Source organism: Armatimonas rosea, assembly GCF_014202505.1.
Taxonomy (GTDB): domain Bacteria; phylum Armatimonadota; class Armatimonadia; order Armatimonadales; family Armatimonadaceae; genus Armatimonas; species Armatimonas rosea.
On sequence record NZ_JACHGW010000001.1, the window covers coordinates 367,542 to 384,041 of the forward strand.

Below are 16,500 nucleotides of genomic sequence, written 5' to 3' on the forward strand. Positions count from 1 at the left end.
CCGTGCCACGTGAGGGAGCTACTTCCCGCGGATCAGTCCAATTACCAGTAGCACGACTCCGGCAAAGATCGCCAGCCCGGCGTAGGGGGCCAGCAAGTGCCCTAGCACCAGTGCGACCCGAATCGCGATCCCCACGACCAGAAAAAGCATTCCCCACTGCATCAGTTTATTACTCTGTAGCTGTCGTTGCATCAAACATCACCTTTCTTCCCCCCCGATTAGAACGAGGGGGACAGTGCTTAGAACCATGCTACCCCATTCCCGTTACAGTGGGAAACCTCACTGGGGCGCTACAGGACAGCGGCGAGGAGCGCCTGCTGGACATGTAGGCGATTCTCGGCTTGGTCGAAGATGCCGGACTGCGGGCTATCGACCGCGTCCTCGGTGATCTCCTCGCCGTAGTGGGCGGGGAGGCAGTGTAGGATCAGGGCATCCTCTTTGGCCTCCCGCAGTGTCTGGGGACCGATCTGGAAGCCGGCAAAGTCGGCGAGGCGCTTGGCCTTCTCGGCCTCCTGCCCCATCGAGGTCCAGACATCCGTGTAGAGCACATCGGCATCGTCGGCGGCGCGCACCGGGTCATGGACAATCTCAAACTCGGTGTTGTGCCAGGCGGCGAGCTCTTGTGCCTGCTGGATCAGGGGCGCGGGGGGCTCGTAGCCGGGCGGACAGGCGAGGGTGAAGTGTGTCCCGAGGCGCGGCGCCAGGAGCATCAGGCTGATGGCCGTGTTGCACCCATCGCCGATATAGACCAGCTTCTGGCCGCGGGTCTCCGAGCGGTACTCCAAGATGGTGTAAAAGTCTGCGAGTGCCTGGCAAGGATGCTCAAGGTCTGTCAGAGCATTGATCACCGGGACACGGGAGTAGTGCGCGAGCTCGGCGATATTGCGGTGCTCAAACGTGCGAATGATGATCGCATCCACCATCCGAGAGAGCACCCGTGCAGCGTCCTTGACCGACTCACGCTGGCCCAGTCCGACCTCTTCTTTGGAAAAGTAGATCGCGTGTCCACCGAGGCGCTGCATCCCGACCGTGAACGAGAGCTTGGTGCGCAGGCTGGGCTTCTCAAAGAGCAGCGCCGCGCACTTGCCCGCCGCCACTTTCTGCGCCTTTCCGAGCTTGATCTCCCGGGTGAGGTCAAAGAGTTGCTCGATCTCATCGGTGGTGAGGTCGTTGACCGAGAGCAGGTGGCGTCCCTTGAGAAAGCCCGCACGGGGCATGGGGCGCGATACCAGGGGCTCGGGGGCGGGGTTGAACTCCTCGCTCAGCGCGCCGGCCATTCCCGACGAGAGCGCTTGGGCGACTCCTTCGTAGCTCAGGCCCACGCTCTCGACACTGGCCGGGGCCTCGTGGAGGAGCGCGAGCAGGAGGTGCTCGGTGCCGACATAGTCGTGACCGGTGGACTCGGTCTCCCGGCGCGCCTGCTCGACAATCTGCTTGGCGCTCGGCGAGAGCGTCGCGGACTCGGTGCGGGCCGCGCCATTCTCGGGCTTAAGCAGGCCGGAGATGCGCAGGCGTAGCTCCTCGGGGGCGTAGCCGATCCGTGCCAGGAGCTGGAGGGCGCTGGTCTCCTCACCGTGCAGGAGCCCAAGGAGCAGGTGCTCCCGCTCCACGTAGTCATCGCCCCGCCGCATGGCCTCGACCTGTGCCCAGAGCATCGCTTTTCGTCCGTTGCGTGTAAATTGAATTGCCATACTTTTCATTCCCGCCGATTGAGATCGGCGTCTAGTCTGTTTCTTCTACCCAGAGCTCCGCAGCCAAGGCGAGCGTATTGCCCAGCACCGGCTCTGTCTCCAGTATCTCCCAGACACGAGGCAGCACTTGCTCGGGCGCGTCTGCTTTTAGGAAGAGCAAGAGCGCGTTATCGTCCTCGTAGTCATAGCCATCCTCGTGGAGCTTGCCCTCACAGCGCTCACAGAGCAGGCGGGGCACCAGGTAGCGCAGATCCGCATCGGGGTTCGTGAGCTTCTCGGGGCGGAGCCTGAGGACGAGCGTGGGCACCGCTTAGCTTGCCTCTGCGTTTCGGATCGCCTTTTCCAGAAGATTCACCCCTTCGTCGGCTAATTCCTTGGTGAGGATCAGCGCGGGGATGATTCGCAGGGTCGTGTCTCCGGTGGCATTGATGATCAGGCCCAGCGCCAGCGCCTCGGACACTACTTTTTTTGCAATGGGTTTATCGAGCTCCAGCCCGATCATTAGCCCCATCCCACGCGGCGCTCCCAGCGAGGCAAGACGCTCTCTCAGATAGGCCCCGACGGTCGCGGCGTTCTGGGTCAGGCGCTCATCGGCGAGGATATCGAGCACGGCGTTGGCGGCGGCGGTGCAGAGGGGATTGCCTGCGAAGGTCGAGCCGTGGTCGCCGGGCTTGAGGGTCTCGGCGGCGGCTCCTCGGGCGAGGCACGCACCGATCGGAACTCCCCCGCCTAGCCCCTTGGCGAGGGTCATCACATCGGGGATCACGCCGTACTGCTGGTAGGCCCACATCTTGCCCGTCCGCCCGACTCCGGTCTGTACTTCGTCGAAGATCAGCAGGGCACCGTGCTTGTCGCAGAGCTCGCGAGCCTTGGCAAGGTACTCCGGCGTCGCGGGATGGACCCCGCTCTCGCCCTGGATCGGCTCTAAGAGCACCGCGCACGTGTTGTCGGTGACCGCGGCCTCCAGCGCCGCAATGTCATTAAACGGCACGTAGTCAAAGCCGGGCGGGAGCGGCGCAAAGGGCTCGTGGTACTTGGGCTGGCCGGTCGCGGTCACCGCCGCGAGGGTTCGCCCATGGAAGGAGTTGGTCGCGGTGACGATCCGTACCTTGCTCTCTGCAATGCTCCGCCCGTACTTTCGAGAGAGCTTGATCGCCGCCTCGTTGGCCTCCGCGCCGGAGTTGCAGAAGAACACGCGCTCAAAGTCCGAGAGCTCGATCAGCCGCCGCGCCAGCCGTGCTTGGGGCTGCGTGAGGTAGAGATTGCTGGCGTGCATCAGAGTCGCGGCCTGATCGGCAATCGCCTTGGTCAGATAGGGATGCGCGTGGCCCACGGAGCAGACCGCGATCCCCGAGAGAAAGTCCAGGTAGCGCTTGCCATCGGTGTCGAAGAGCCAGCAGCCCTCGCCGCGCACGAGCTCCACGGATTGCCGCGCGTAGGTGGTCATCACATGGGACTGGTCCCACTGCCGAGAGTCACTCTCGGTCTTCGTCGCTTCTGTCGTTGTTGTCATTTCGTGTTTTCCATGATCTCGGAGAGCCGCCGGGACGGTAAACGTCCGCACCCAAAGGGTACCCGGGGGCTTCGTTCCTCAGCCGCCTCGCTTCGCTCGGATTCTTTTAGTTTTGCGATTACTTTTTCCCGGCTCTCGGCGGGGATGTTTTGGGAGAGTTTGAACTTACCTTCGAGCCGCGAGATTTCTAGCTCCACACCCACGATTCCCTTAAGTTTGGGCGCGAAAAACGTATCGTCGTACGGGATTGGCTCCGGTTCGTAGTGCGCCTCCAGCGTGAGCAAGATTTTCGTGAGCGCCTCGGGCTCCGTGATGAGCTTGGGCTTCCCATACACGTGGACGGCGGTGTAGTTCCAGGTCGGGACGGCAGGTGCGTGGGTGTACCAGCGCGGCGAGATGTAGCCGTGCGGCCCGGTGAAGATCGCCAAGACGCTCTCAGTATTTGCCAAGTGCTCGCACTGCGGGTTGGCCTTGGCGAGGTGCCCGATCAGCGAGTTGGTCTCCGGCTGGTAGAGCAGCGGCAGGTGCGTCGCAAAGGGCTCGCCGTTGACAACTGTCACTAAGCTTGCAAAGCTATTGGCAAGGAGAAATGCCGTGAGCGCCTCGGGATCATCTACGCGAAAATGCGGTGGTATGTACATCTTAGACCAGCCTCTTTTCCAAGTGTCCTGTTCGTACGGGCGTCCCATCTCGACAGACACTGTGCTCATCCACGAGAACAAAACCGCGCCGCAGGTACATGTTCAGATTCTTCTCGATCTCGATCCGCACCATGCAGGTGAGGCGTGTCGCTCCCGCCTGGTGTGCAATCTCTTCTAGCCTCTCTAACAGCAGAGTCGCGATTCCTTGGCGCTGAAACGAGGGACGAACCGCAAGCCGGGAGAAGTAGAGTGCATTGTCCTCAAACTGCCAGCGAACGGTAGCTGCGGGCCGCGAGTTTGCAAAGACGAGAAGGGCCTCGTAGCGTTTCTCCCCGAGTGCACAGTAAATGTCCCACGACTTCTCATCAAGCGCTGTGGAGCGAGGCTGAACCCCATTTTCGTCGTTGGCGTAGGCTTCCTGCAGCACAGACGCGATACTCATGGCGGCATCGGGTGTTGCAGTTGCTTCCCAAATTTTTAAGTTCTCTAGAGCCATTTTTCCATCACTCCCACGGGGATCACAAATCCGTTGCGCACCATCACATCCTCACCGTTTAGGGCGTAGCCGACACTCTCGTAGAGGGCGACATTGCGGCTGACCTTGGGCCGCACATGACACCAGAGGCGCGACTTCTCGTGCGCTCGTCCCACTTCCTCCAGCCGTGCCAAGAGCGCCTTGGCGACTCCCTGCCGCCGCGCCGATGGCAAGACAGCAAGCCGGAAAAAATGCAGGCCGCGCCGGTCGAGCTCGTAGCGGACACAGCCCAAGGCCTTGCCGTCGCGCTCCGCCAGAAGCGCGTGGTGATTGCCTGCGGCCAGCTCTTTTACCACCTCCGCCTCGGTCTCAAAGAGCGCCGAGGGCGGCGGGACATCGCTGGCGTACTCCAGAAAGGCCGAGCGCGTGATGGCATAGATCCGCCCGGCCTCGTCCGGCCGGGCGTCGCGAATCGTCAACTCAGCGCACCATGGTCCCGATACCCGTGTCGGTGAAGAGCTCGATCAGCAGCGCATGGGCACGGCGACCGTCGATGATGTGTGCCCGCGGCACGCCGTCCTCGACTGCGCTTGCGCACGCCTCCAGCTTGGGGATCATCCCCTTGTCCACGATGCCGTCGGCGATCCACTGCCGCGCCTCACTAGCTGTGAGCTCGCTCACTAGGCTGCTCTTGTCCGAGAAGTCCCGGTAGAGGCCCTCGACATCGGTCATCAGGATCAGCTTCTCCGCATGGAGCGCCGCCGCCAGCGCCGCCGCGGCCGTGTCCGCGTTGACGTTGTACGCCTGCCCATCCGCGCCCACCGCCACCGATGAGATCACCGGGATGTAGCCGCCGTTGGTGAGCGTGTGGATAATCTCCGGGTTCACGTGCGCGATCTTGCCCACAAATCCGATATCGCCGTTGTCGGTGTCCTTGGTGGCGATCAGCAGGTTCGCATCCTTCCCGGAAAGCCCGACCGCCTGCACCCCCTCGCCGTTGAGATGCGCGACAATGCTCTTGTTGGTCTTGCCCGTCAGCACCATCTCCACGATCTCCATGGTCTCCGCATCGGTCACGCGCCGCCCCGCGACAAACTCCGGCTCCTTGCCCAGCTTCTTCATCGCCTCGTTGATCTCCGGCCCGCCGCCGTGCACGAGGATCGGGTTGATCCCGACCAGGCGCATCAGCACCAAGTCGCGCATCACCGCTTTCTTCAGCTCCTCGTCGATCATGGCATTGCCGCCGTACTTGATCACGATCGTCTTCCCGGCAAAGATCCGGATATAAGGCAGCGCCTGAATCAACGTCGCCGCAATCTGCTCTGGCATCAAACATTTCTCCTACCGCCCAATGAATTGGGCGTCTGAAATTCAAACAAAGCCCATTCGGGCTATCTCTCCACGTCTAGAGACCTTTTCCCCACAAGACTTTAGCTACTCTCCAGGCTTGGAGAGAGAGTCTCCAGACAAGGAAAGGCTCTCTCCATGCGAAGAGAGAAACTCTCCAAATGTTGAGGGAATGTCTCCATTGGTTCTTTGATACTCTCTCACAAACGCAATGAGGTCTCCACGCCAAGGATCAGTTCCCTGAAGCCACTCAATTAAAATTTCGCAACTGTCAGGTGGATACGGAATCTCTGCCCCATGATCGAGTAAACAGGCAACAACATCCCCAGAGGCATAGTGTGCTATAGCCTCCCAAAGTGGCGTTGAGTCGTACTCAGTTTTGACATTGATATCCGCTCCATGTTTAATAAGGGCTTCAATCACTTCTGTAAAATTATCTTCGTAGATGGCATTATGAAGTGGTGCCAACCCTTCCGTTTTTCCATTGGGATCAGCCCCAAGTTCAACAAGTAAATCCACCATGACAGCACTCCTAGCTCGCCATAGTGGATTTCGTTGCCCACTGATACTCGCTCCCCAATGGTGAAGCAAACGAACCATATCCAGATCATCGTTTTCAACAGCAACCGTTATCGGGAAGCGTCCGTGCCAATCCCACTGATTGACATCGCCTATAATTCTCTCCTGAAGTAACCGCTCGACTATCGTTCGGTCACGGCGGGAAACAGCAAAGGTCATCCAGGTATATTTATCGCCCTCTTTGCGCACCGTTTTCATAAACTCGTTAAAGCTAGAAGAGATTACCACTCTGGCGTAGAGCTGCTGCCCATCCTGAATACCTTCTAGTAGAGCTTGTACTCTTTCCTGAACCGGCTCTGAGACATCAGGATGTTCCAGGATTATGTTGCCCAAAAATCGGGCGCGATAGAAATTCCCTGCATGAAGCCAGCAGTGAATGGCGCTGAAGGCATGCGTGAAATACTCCGATGCGAAATTTGCATCTTTACATTCCTGCATGAATTCCTCTTCCATGCCTGCCACTTCGGCATAGAGATCTGCTGCTTGATCGTGTTTTTCCTGTTCCCAGAGCTGGCGTGCCTCAAGCAAGACGTGACTTTTTCGTACCAGCCTTCGGCGGTACTCCTTCGGTCTTACTCTTGTGGTCGCCCCTTTCATAGCTAGGCGAGAATCTCCTTGATGGGCTGGCCGTGGTCGATTTCGAGGCGCTTTCTTCCGGGCACTTCGAGCTTTCGGGAGTCGAGGCCGAGCTGATGAAGCACGGTGGCGTGGATGTCGGTGAGGTAGTGGGGGTTCTCGACCGCGTAGAAGCCGAGCTCGTCGGTGGCGCCGTGGGTGATCCCGCCTTTCACGCCGCCGCCCGCCAGCCAGGCGCAGAAGCCTTGGGGATGGTGGTCGCGGCCCGTGCCCTCGGCGCCGGGGGTACGCCCGAACTCGGTGCCAAAGACCACGAGGGTTTCGTCGAGCAGGCCGCGCCGCTTGAGGTCCTTGAGCAGGCCCGCGATGGGCTTGTCTACTTGTGCTGCGAGAGTCGTGTGGTTGCCCTTCACGTCGCTGTGCGCGTCCCAGGCCCCGCCGCCGCCGCCGCCGTGGAAGAGCTGGACAAACCGGACGCCGCGCTCGACCAGCCGCCGGGCCGCGAGGCACTGCTCGCCGAAGGCTTTCGTGTGTGGCTGATCGAGTCCGTAGAGCGCCTTGGTCTCCGCCGACTCTTTTTCGAGCTGGAGGGTCTCAGGGACGGAGGTCTGCATCTGGAACGCTAATTCGTAGGCCTTGATCCGCGCCTGGAGGTCCTTGTCGTCGGGGTAGTCGATTCCCGCGAGGCGGTTGAGGCGGCCCATGAGCGAGAAGTTCGCCGCTTGCTCTTCGGCAGTCAAGTTATCGGCGGGCTTGAGGAAGGGCAGGGGCTTCTTGGGGTCGGCGCTGAGCTTGACACCGGCGTACTGCGGCCCAAGATACGCCGCGCCGTGGGTCCAGGCGCCGCCACAGCAGTCGCCGGTCGGGCTGCCTAAGACGACATACTCGGGCAGGTTCTCGTTCAGCGTGCCGAGGCCGTAGCAGGCCCAGGAGCCGACAGTTGGGTGCGCACCCTCGCGGACATGGCGGCCCGTCTGGAAGGTGAGCTGCGCTCCGTGGTCGTTGTCGAGTGTCCAGAGCGAGCGAACCACGGCCAGGTCGTCGGCGCAGGTCCCGATATTCGTGAACCAGTCGCCCACCTCCAGCCCGCACTGGCCGTACTTCTTGTAGCCCGTCTGGAGCGGCATGATGGTCTTGCGGTTGCCATGGTTGGGGTTGCCGCCCACAATATTGGCATTGACCCGCTTGGGATCGAGCACGGCCTTGTAGGGGGTCTCCTCGATAGACTTGCCCGCGTACTTATTGAGCTCCGGCTTGATATCGAAGCTCTCCAGGTGGCTGACCCCGCCGCACAGAAAGATCCAGATCACCGACTTGGCGCGCGGCGGCCGCCCCGACGCCCCCCGGTCGATCTGCTTCTTCCAGGCGTCGCGTTGCAGCAGCGCCCCGAGCGCCAGGCCCGTCATGCCCATTCCGGTATCTGAGAGTGATGATCGTCGCATCTGCTTACCTCACCGTCACGAAGTCGTTGTGATTGAAGAGAACCAGCACCAGGTTCTCGTAGCGTCGCTGAAGGCTGGCCTCGCCCCCGGCCGCGAGGAAGCGCAAGCACTCCTGAGCCTCGGTGGTCGTGGGGGGGCGAGAGAGAATCCGCTCGAAGGCGTTCTTGATAAACACCGGCGCGTTGGATAACCTCTCCCCTAGCCCCTCTCCCGCACCCAGAGGGTACCCGTCGTTCCTCACTGGGAAAGGGGAACCCGATTCTGGCTCCCCTCTCTTCCCCAGTGAGGTACGAACGCCCGGGGGAGGGAGGGGCTGGGGGTGGGAGAGGTTAAATGCCAGCGCCCGTGCTTCCCGCAGGGCCAGCTCACTGTTGGCGAGGGCGAGCGCTTGCTGGGGCATGACCGATGGCTTGCGCTCGTAGCACTCCGTCACGCTGGGGCCATCGAAGATCTGCATCAGCTCGGACTGTTTCTCGGCAGCGTTTCGGAGGTAGAGGCTCCGGCGCTGCGAGGTCAGGGCAGCGTTTTGGTCGATCTCAGCCCCCCCTCGTGTTTCATCGAGGTGCCCGGCGGCAAAGAGCACGTTGTCGCGGACGGCCTCGGCCTCGAGACGAAGGGGGCTCTTGCGCCAGAGGTAGAGGTTGTCGGGGTCGCGCTTGAGGTTCTCAGGCGTGGCGCGGCTGTCGCGCTGGTAGGCGGTGCTGGTGAGAATCAGCTTGTGGAGTGCCTTGAGATCCCAGCCGCTGGCCATGAACCGGTCCGCGAGATAGTCGAGGAGCTGTGGGTGGGTGGGCTTGCGGCCATTGCGGCCAAAGTCGGCGACACTGGGGACCAGCGCCTGCCCGAAGTGCCGCAGCCAGACATGGTTGACCGCCACTCGCGCTGTCAGTGGGTTCTGCTTATCGGTCAGCCAGCGTGCCAGCGCCAGGCGCCGCCCCGAGCTCTCCGCAGGGTAGGCCGTGAAGCGCGGCGTGTAGTTGCTATTTAGTGGCTGCTTGAGCGCTGCCTCGGCGGTGTCGAGCGCTTTCTGTGCCTCCGGGCGCTTCTTCGCCTCGGCGGCCAGCAGGTTCTTGCGTGCCTCGGCGACAGCCACCTCGCGCTGGGCTTGGACCGTCAGCTCGGCGGCGGCCTTGGTGCTTGTGGTCTCCACTTCTAAGATCGCCAGGAGCGCCTTGTGCTTTGCCTGCGCCAGCGCGACCTCGGCATCGGCGAGGGGGCTGGGCTTGGCGGCCTGCGCCCGAAACGCGGCCAGGAGCGCGGCGTTGCTAGCATTGAGTAGATCGCGCTGGACAAACTCCCGGCGGTCCGGTGTGACAGCGGCGGCGGGCAAGGCCACGGGCTGGATCACGAGCTTGCCTCCCAGTGCCTCCGGGACACCCGGCTCCAGCGCCTTTGACTTATCCGGGTTGCGCTCATCGCCGCGAACAAAGAGATAGGTCGGCGCTTTCAGGTCGGCGTCGTAGACCCGTGGGAGGCCGTCTTTGGTCGTGTCTAGCTCGCCGGGCACGCGGTCTTGCCGGACCTGGTGCGGCTCGAAGATCGCTCGGAACCGGTAGTAGTCGGTCTGGGGGATGGGATCGTACATGTGAGAGTGGCACTTGGCGCAGTGCATCGTGATCCCCAGGAACGCCTTTGAGGTGTGATTGACCGTGTCCTCCAGCCACTGTTCCCGGCTGAGGAGCTTGTAGTTGCGCGCCAGAAAGCCCGTGGCACGGAGCGCTTGCGGGTCGCCGGGGGCCAGCTCATCGGCGGCGAGCATCTCCTGGACCATCCTGTCGTAGCCCTTGTTGGCGTTGAGTGACTCGACAATCCAGTCCCGCCAGCGCCAGATATGCGGCTGGCTGTCGCGAATCTGCCCGCCATCGGCCCAGCCCGCCCAGTCCGAGTACCGCCAGACATCCATAAAGTGCCGCCCCCAGCGCTCGCCATACCGCGGCGAGGCCAGCAGGCGCTCCACGGCTTTCTCGTAGGCATCGGGCGACTTGTCCGCCAGAAACGCCTCAATCTCCTTCGGAGTTGGCACGAGCCCCGTTATATCCAGCGTCGCCCGCCGCAGGAGGGTTCGCTTATCGGCAGGCGGCTGGACAGCCAGCCCGCGCTTCTGCTGCTCGACAGCTAGGAAGGCATCGATGGGGTTTTGAGAACCTCTCCCTGAGTAACCTCTCCCCAACCCCTCTCCCGGGCGCTCATTCCGGGTGCCCTCAGGGCGTGGGAAAGGGGCTTTCAGAACCCCCTTCCCCAACGAGCTTGCGAGTGCCCGGGGGAGGGGGCAGGGGGAGAGGTTACTCAGGTTCGGCACCGCAGGCGCGACGACACTCTCAAAGGGCTGCCACCGGTACTCGCTACGAAACGCGGTGAAGGTGGGCTTGAGCTTCGCTAGGCCAGACAGCTCGCTCGCCGTGGGCTTATCTTTAGCATCGCCGGGGTTGTGGCCTAGCAGGAGCTCGGCCTCGTTGGCGACTCCGTCTCCATCGCTGTCCTCGCCCGCGATCTTCTCCAGCCGCCGCCCGAGGTCCGCGCGCTGGCCGGACTTCTTCAGCACCGCCGCGACTGCCTTGAGGCGTGCGCCAAACGGGTTGTGGGGGAACTCGTCGAGCGTCACGCCGGGCTTTGCCCCCGGAGCGCTCTGGTGGCAGGTCGAGCAGGTGTCGAGGCGTGCGGATAGGAACCGCCCGTAGCGCACGCCCAGTGCCGCCTTGTTTGCCGGTGTCGCCAGGGCGCTTGCCCCGCCCAGTGCCGTTATCGCTGCAACCAGAATCGCTCGCTTCATTGCCTCTATCCTTCTAACCTCTCCCCCTGCCCCTCTCCCGGGCACTCGCAAGCTCGTTGGGAAAGGGGAGCCTGAATCTCCCTCCTTTCCCAGTGAGGTACGAACGCCCGGGAGAGGAGGGCAGGGGAGGAGAGGTTACGTCGTATACTCCGCATTGATTTTGACATACTCGTAGGAAAAGTCACAGGTGTAGAACGTCGCTTTGCCGTCGCCTGCGCCCAGATCCACGGTCACGAGGACTTCATCGGTCTTCATCGCCTCCGACGCGGCGGCTTTGTCGAAGGCGGCGGGGACGCCGTTTTTGAAGACCTCAATGCCCGCCAGCGTCGCCGAGGCGCGCTCGGGGTCGAAGGGGACGCCCGCGCGGCCGGCGGCCATCATCAGGCGGCCCCAGTTCGGGTCGTTGCCAAAGAGGGCGGTCTTGACGAGCGGCGACTCCGCAATCGTGCGCCCCACTTTCTTGGCATCGGCCTCGCTCGGCGCACCTGTCACGCGCACTTCGACCAGCTTGGTTGCCCCCTCGCCATCGCGCGCCACTTTCTTAGCGAGCGTCACACAGACCTCGGAGAGGGCGGCGACAAAGGCCTCAAACTCGGAGCCCGAGAGGGGCGTATTGCCCGCCGCGCCCGAGGCCAGCAGGATGCACTGGTCACTGGTCGAGGTGTCGCCATCCACCGTCATGCAGTTAAAGCTCACGTCCACCGCGCGGCGCAGGGCGGTGTCGAGCCGCTCTGGCTCCAGCGTGATGTCGGTGGTGACAAAGGCCAGCATGGTCGCCATGTTGGGGGCGATCATCCCGCTTCCCTTGCACGCACCACCGATCCGCACGGTCGTGCCGCCCAGGGTGAGCTCGGTCTGTGCAGTCTTGGGCACCAGGTCGGTCGTCATGATCGCCTCGGCGAAGTCGGCGCTGGCATCCTCCGAGAGCGCGGCCTCGGCGGCGGCGATTCCCGCGAGGAGCTTGGCCTGGGGAAGCTGGACACCGATCACGCCCGTGCTGGCGGTGAGCAGGGTCTTGCCCGCCAGTGCCGCGCCCATCTGCTCATTGTTGGCGACCCCCTCAGGGCCAGTGGCGACATTGGCGCATCCCGCGTTCACCACGACTCCATCGATCCGCCCCGGCACGAGCCCTCGGTTGCGCTTCACCGACGGTGCACAGACCTGGTTTAGGGTCCCCACCATCGCCGCCGCCGCCGGCCCGCTGATCGAGACAAGCAGCGCCACATCTCTTGCGCCGCTCTTCTTGATCCCCGCCACGACTCCCGCGCAGGCAAAACCCTTTGCAAACGTTACGGCCACAGACCGCCTCCTTCGAGCCCGGCGGTTTCGTCGAAGCCGAGCATGATGTTCATATTGTGGATCGCCTGCCCCGCCGCGCCCTTGACGAGGTTGTCGATCACGGAAACGACAATGGCTTGCTCGCCCGTGCTCGCCACCGCGAGATGGCAGAAGTTCGAGCCTGCCACGTCCTTGGTCGAGGGCCAGTCGCCCGGCTCCCGCACGACCACAAACGGCGCGTCGGCATAGAACTGCTTCAGTGTCTCGGTGAGCTCGGCGGCACTGGCGTTGGTGGAGCCGTAGCACGTCGCCAAAATTCCGCGGGTCATGGGCACCAGATGCGGCGTGAAGAGCACGCTCGCTCCGATATTCTGCGCGATCTCGGGCGTGTGTCGGTGGCCGCCACCCACGGCGTAGGGCCGGACGGTCTCGTTCATCTCGGCGTAGCGGTAGATCGTGTCAGACTTGGAGCGGCCTGCGCCACTCACCCCGGACTTGGCGTCGATGATAATTCCTGACAGCCCGTGATGCTTGACCAGCGGCGCGAGCGCGAGGCTACTGGCTGTGACATAGCACCCCGGATTGGCAATGAGTCGCGCACTGGCGATCTTCTCTTTTCCGACTAGCTCGGGCATTCCGTAGACGGCTTGCGCCAGGAGCTCCGGGGCGGCGGGGGGCATCTTGTAGAACTTTTCCCAGGCCGCCGTATCCGTCAGCCGGAAGTCTGCAGACAGGTCGATCACGCGCTTGCCTGCCGCCAGAAGCGCCCCGGCGACCGTCATGGCGTAGCCGTTTTCTTGGGCCAGAAAGACTACGTCTGCCGTAATCTCCCCGCCTTTTTTCTCGCAGATCAGCGCACCCAGCTTGGTTCCCGCAAGCCCCGGAAACGCGCTGGCGAGGGGCTTGCCTGCCGAGCTATCGGAGATCACTTGTGTCACCTCGACACCGGGATGCCGCGCGAGGAGCCGCGCCAGCTCCCCGCCGCCGTATCCTGTCACACCAACGATTGCTACTGTCATACTTTCCTCACTTCCTGCCCGTTGGAGGGGCGGGACTGCAGAGCGTCGCAGGCTCCGCTACAAAGGCCGTTCCGGCCATATAAATTCCGTATGCCCGGAACGGGCTTTGTAGCCATAGGCTCTCCAGCCTCCCCCCTCTAACGGGGGAGGGCTCCCGTCCGGCCGTTCTAATCGGCTGGACAAACAAAAAAGGCCGCCAGGGTTTCCCCTGCGGCCACGCCAAACACAATTTATTGATGCACTCTCCACACGTAGCCGCTCCCCAGAAAGGTCACTCCCTTCCGGTCACGGTTCGCGTTTTTGAAGCGCCTAGCCCGTGACCTCGGAGGGACGACGGACGCGGCGACGGCTGATCTGAGTTTTTTGCATCGCTTAGGTCAAAAGTATAGGCCAAAGAAAATCGGCTGTCAAGTCTTTGGGCTCGCCCCTATTTAGACCGCCCCCGTTGGAGGGGGGCGTCTTACTGTCCTCGTTCCTCGGACACAAAGGCCTTCGGCCATACCAAATTATGGGCAGAGCCCTTCGTATCGGAGCCTGCGACGATAGCAAGACGCCCCCCTCCAACGGGGGCGACTAAATAGGGACGGTCTAACCTACTTAATCGCCTTCAGGGCGCTCTCTAGGACCGGGTCGCTCTCCTCGGTGACGGGCGCTTCAACCGCAACATCGGGCTTGAGGGGGTTCTTCTCCAGACGCATCCCACCCGGCGAGACATAGTCCGAGAGGGGGACCTGCACCTCGAAGCCGTCGGTGCTGACAAGGGGAATAAAGAGCGAGACCAAGACAGCCCCCGCGGACTGCTTGCCGATCAGCACGGCACCCCGTTGCTCCTTGAGAACCGCGCTGGTGATCTCCGAGGCGCTAGCCGAGCCACGGTCTAGCAGGATGGCGAGCTTGCCCAGAAACGGCTGCTGGGTCATCTTCACGGTCTTGCTGGTGGGGCCACACCACTTGGCGATCGCCACCATGTCCTTGCTATCGCCGCCGGTGTCTTGGACATAGCGCTCGGTGATGCGGCGGTCCACATTGGTGCCAATGGGGGTTCCCGGCTGGCTTAGGAGCGAGAGCAGGTGCTGGCAGTTGCGCACAAAGCCGCCGCCATTGCTCCGCAGGTCCAGCACCAGCGCCTTGGCCTTCTTCTGGTTCACCTCCGCGACAAAGCCCTCGATCTGCTTGGCGTCGTAGGTGCGGGAGAACGAGGGAATGCGCAGGACCGCGGTGTCTTTGTTGGTCCAGGTAAGCGTGTTGGGGCGGTCGGTGGAGTAGGACTTCTTGGCCAGCAGGAAGTGCTTGATGGTGCCCGTGCTCTTGCGCTTGACCGTCAGAGCGGTGGTGTCGCGGTCGGCGGGGATGGGGTAGGTGGTGGGCTTGTCCATGCCCTCGACCTGGAGGATCTCGTCGCCGGCCTCGATCCCGAGCTGCGCGGCGGGGCTCTTGGGGGCGATCGCGGTTACCACGAGGCCGCTCTCGCTCTTCTGGGTCGCCATCCCAAAGCCCTGCGAGACTCCGGTGACCCGGGCCTTGGCGCTCTGCGGAGAGAAGAGGCGGATGTGGCTGATGCCAAAGTCACGGAGGGCACTATTGACGGTATTGACAAACGTGGGGATATCTTCTGCCTTGTCGACCTCGGACTGGCGCTTGGCGAGAAAGCTGGGCCACTGGGCAAAGTCGACTCCCGGGACAAAGGCCTGGCGCTGGATCGTGTTCTGCATGCTGAGCAGGACCTTGTCCTTGGCCTCCGAAGAGATCGCCTGCGCAAGTGCGCCCGGAAGCGCGGCAAAGAAAACACCAACCGTCAAAAGTGCACGAAGTCGCATCTAAGTACTTCCTTCCAGAGTAGTCTCTGAAACAACACCCGCTGTTTTTGGGTGCAAGGCGGCCTCCACAAAGATAGGGGCCGCGATCTCCGCTGAGGAAAGCAGCGTATAGTTCTGTGAGACGCGGTGGATTCGCCGCGCCAGGTCTGGATCAAAACACCGCAGCACCAGAGAGAGCGGCTGCTCGGGGCGAAGCTCCTCTACCAGAGCCTGCGCCGTGAGCCCGATCTCCAGGTTGAGCGCATCACTGGACGTGGAGGCTACCACCGCCCGCGCCCGCCGTATCCCCGCCCGAAGGAGAGTCTCGGGGCGGGTGGCGTCTCCCAGCAGTGTGGGAAGCCTTCCCGCCAGATCCCGAAAGAAATCGTCGTCGGGTGTCTTGTCCACTACCACTACTTGCAGGTTTCGTGCCCGAAGGTGCCGCGCGATAGCAAATCCCACACTTCCCAGCCCACAGACAATCACATGCCCTCGAAAACGCCGGGCGGTGCGCTCCGCACGGGCCTGCTGCGCCGCCCCGGAGAGGATGTAGTTGGTCAGCAGCGACGAGAGCGTGGCCAGGAGCAAGACCCCACCAAACATGAGGAGCATCCCAAAGAGCTTCACGGGAGCCGGGGCACTCTGGAGGTTGAAGTCCCCAAAGCCCACGGTCGTTAGGATCGTCATCGTGAAGTACGCCGCGTCCAGGTAGCCCAGGTTCAGGTTCTTGTGAAAGACCAAGACTCCCCCCAGAAACAAGAGCACCAGCAGCAGCAGGAGCTGTGTCAGGTCCGGGCGGTAGGGGCGACGTCCCCGGCGGAGTGGGGCGAGGCGCTTCCGGGAGTGGGGGCGCTCCGGGACGGGTGCGAGCGCGGCCTCGGCGAAGTGTGGCGCAGCGAGGATAGGGGGCACGAGGACATGGTTCAGGTCGAAGTCCTGCTGGAGCCGCTCCCCCAAGCGCTCGTCGGAGTGGCGCATGACGATACAGAGGGTGGGGTGCTGCCCGCGCACATCCAGCGCGGTCTCCAGGTTCGCCAGGTCGTCCGAGGTGGCTAGGATCAGGGCGCGGGCGGTCTCTAGGCGGGCGGCCTCGCGGGTATCGGGGAAGCGAAAGTCGCCCGTCAGGAGCTGCGCCCCCAGGTCCAGGGCCGCCACCCGCCGGTCCTCGCGTGTCTCGGGGCTCGTGATCGCCACCACCGCCACCCCCTGTTCCCGCAGGAGCGAGACGATCCGTAGGCCAAAGCGTCCCAGGCCGCAGACCACCACATGATCGGAGAGCTCAGGAGCACTAAACGGGAGGGGCATACCGTATTATAACCAGTCTCGGAGACGGCGCGCGGAAAATCTCCCTTGTGTTTGCTCCCTGTGATACC

At 62.8% G+C, this 16,500-nt stretch carries 15 protein-coding genes; all 15 read right to left on the reverse strand.

The genetic code is table 11. The annotated features are described in order from the left end of the window. Positions 1-18: 18 nt before the first annotated feature. On the reverse strand, positions 19-192 hold the full coding sequence (locus HNQ39_RS01580) for a hypothetical protein (RefSeq protein WP_184192197.1): 174 nt from the start codon (positions 190-192) through the stop codon (positions 19-21). A gap of 98 nt (positions 193-290) precedes the next feature. Next, complete coding sequence (argF, locus tag HNQ39_RS01585) at positions 291-1,691, reverse strand: ornithine carbamoyltransferase (protein WP_184192198.1); 1,401 nt, start codon at positions 1,689-1,691, stop codon at positions 291-293. A 31-nt stretch (positions 1,692-1,722) separates the two neighbouring features. Further along, entirely contained in the window at positions 1,723-1,998 is a 276-nt protein-coding gene (locus HNQ39_RS01590; RefSeq protein ID WP_184192199.1) for a hypothetical protein, read from the reverse strand. 3 nt (positions 1,999-2,001) lie between these two features. Then, the gene (locus tag HNQ39_RS01595; RefSeq protein WP_184192200.1) at positions 2,002-3,204 is read right to left on the reverse strand and encodes an acetylornithine transaminase; all 1,203 of its coding nucleotides are present in this window, start codon (positions 3,202-3,204) and stop codon (positions 2,002-2,004) included. Continuing rightward, positions 3,201-3,845 (reverse strand): FMN-binding negative transcriptional regulator, encoded by a 645-nt coding sequence (locus tag HNQ39_RS01600; protein ID WP_184192201.1) that lies wholly within the window; start codon positions 3,843-3,845, stop codon positions 3,201-3,203. Before HNQ39_RS01600 ends, HNQ39_RS01595 begins: the two co-directional genes overlap by 4 nt. Before the next feature lies 1 nt (position 3,846). Next, positions 3,847-4,287, reverse strand: coding sequence for a GNAT family N-acetyltransferase (locus HNQ39_RS01605; protein WP_184192202.1), 441 nt, complete (start codon positions 4,285-4,287; stop codon positions 3,847-3,849). Positions 4,288-4,331: 44 nt separating this feature from the next. Further along, a complete protein-coding gene (locus HNQ39_RS01610; RefSeq protein ID WP_184192203.1) occupies positions 4,332-4,799 on the reverse strand; it encodes a GNAT family N-acetyltransferase in 468 nt (155 codons plus the stop codon). Position 4,800: 1 nt separating this feature from the next. Further along, positions 4,801-5,649 carry an acetylglutamate kinase gene (argB, locus tag HNQ39_RS01615; protein WP_184192204.1) on the reverse strand — a complete coding sequence of 283 codons (849 nt, stop codon included), beginning with the start codon at positions 5,647-5,649 and terminating at the stop codon, positions 4,801-4,803. A gap of 105 nt (positions 5,650-5,754) precedes the next feature. Next, positions 5,755-6,774 carry an ankyrin repeat domain-containing protein gene (locus tag HNQ39_RS01620; RefSeq protein ID WP_184192205.1) on the reverse strand — a complete coding sequence of 340 codons (1,020 nt, stop codon included), beginning with the start codon at positions 6,772-6,774 and terminating at the stop codon, positions 5,755-5,757. Between the two features lie 71 nt (positions 6,775-6,845). Continuing rightward, positions 6,846-8,264 carry a DUF1501 domain-containing protein gene (locus tag HNQ39_RS01625; protein ID WP_184192206.1) on the reverse strand — a complete coding sequence of 473 codons (1,419 nt, stop codon included), beginning with the start codon at positions 8,262-8,264 and terminating at the stop codon, positions 6,846-6,848. A 4-nt stretch (positions 8,265-8,268) separates the two neighbouring features. Beyond that, positions 8,269-11,034: a DUF1553 domain-containing protein gene (locus HNQ39_RS01630; protein ID WP_184192207.1), complete on the reverse strand. Its 2,766-nt coding sequence runs from the start codon at positions 11,032-11,034 to the stop codon at positions 8,269-8,271. Positions 11,035-11,169: 135 nt separating this feature from the next. Beyond that, positions 11,170-12,333 (reverse strand): bifunctional glutamate N-acetyltransferase/amino-acid acetyltransferase ArgJ, encoded by a 1,164-nt coding sequence (gene argJ / locus HNQ39_RS01635; RefSeq protein WP_184192208.1) that lies wholly within the window; start codon positions 12,331-12,333, stop codon positions 11,170-11,172. Then, entirely contained in the window at positions 12,324-13,331 is a 1,008-nt protein-coding gene (argC, locus tag HNQ39_RS01640; RefSeq protein ID WP_184192209.1) for an N-acetyl-gamma-glutamyl-phosphate reductase, read from the reverse strand. The genes argJ and argC overlap by 10 nt, the downstream gene beginning before the upstream one ends. A gap of 593 nt (positions 13,332-13,924) precedes the next feature. Further along, complete coding sequence (locus HNQ39_RS01645; protein ID WP_184192210.1) at positions 13,925-15,148, reverse strand: S41 family peptidase; 1,224 nt, start codon at positions 15,146-15,148, stop codon at positions 13,925-13,927. Then, on the reverse strand, positions 15,149-16,432 hold the full coding sequence (locus HNQ39_RS01650) for a potassium channel family protein (protein ID WP_184192211.1): 1,284 nt from the start codon (positions 16,430-16,432) through the stop codon (positions 15,149-15,151). Between the last annotated feature and the right edge of the window lie 68 nt (positions 16,433-16,500).

Coding starts and splice junctions, on each gene's coding strand:
- HNQ39_RS01650 (WP_184192211.1), bottom strand. CDS start 16,432: ATGCCCCTCCCGTTTAGTGCTCCTGAGCTCTCCGATCATGTGGTGGTC.
- HNQ39_RS01600 (WP_184192201.1), bottom strand. CDS start 3,845: ATGTACATACCACCGCATTTTCGCGTAGATGATCCCGAGGCGCTCACG.
- HNQ39_RS01645 (WP_184192210.1), bottom strand. CDS start 15,148: ATGCGACTTCGTGCACTTTTGACGGTTGGTGTTTTCTTTGCCGCGCTT.
- HNQ39_RS01605 (WP_184192202.1), bottom strand. CDS start 4,287: ATGAGTATCGCGTCTGTGCTGCAGGAAGCCTACGCCAACGACGAAAAT.
- argB (WP_184192204.1), bottom strand. CDS start 5,649: ATGCCAGAGCAGATTGCGGCGACGTTGATTCAGGCGCTGCCTTATATC.
- argF (WP_184192198.1), bottom strand. CDS start 1,691: ATGGCAATTCAATTTACACGCAACGGACGAAAAGCGATGCTCTGGGCA.
- HNQ39_RS01625 (WP_184192206.1), bottom strand. CDS start 8,264: ATGCGACGATCATCACTCTCAGATACCGGAATGGGCATGACGGGCCTG.
- HNQ39_RS01595 (WP_184192200.1), bottom strand. CDS start 3,204: ATGACAACAACGACAGAAGCGACGAAGACCGAGAGTGACTCTCGGCAG.
- HNQ39_RS01580 (WP_184192197.1), bottom strand. CDS start 192: ATGCAACGACAGCTACAGAGTAATAAACTGATGCAGTGGGGAATGCTT.
- argC (WP_184192209.1), bottom strand. CDS start 13,331: ATGACAGTAGCAATCGTTGGTGTGACAGGATACGGCGGCGGGGAGCTG.
- HNQ39_RS01630 (WP_184192207.1), bottom strand. CDS start 11,034: ATGAAGCGAGCGATTCTGGTTGCAGCGATAACGGCACTGGGCGGGGCA.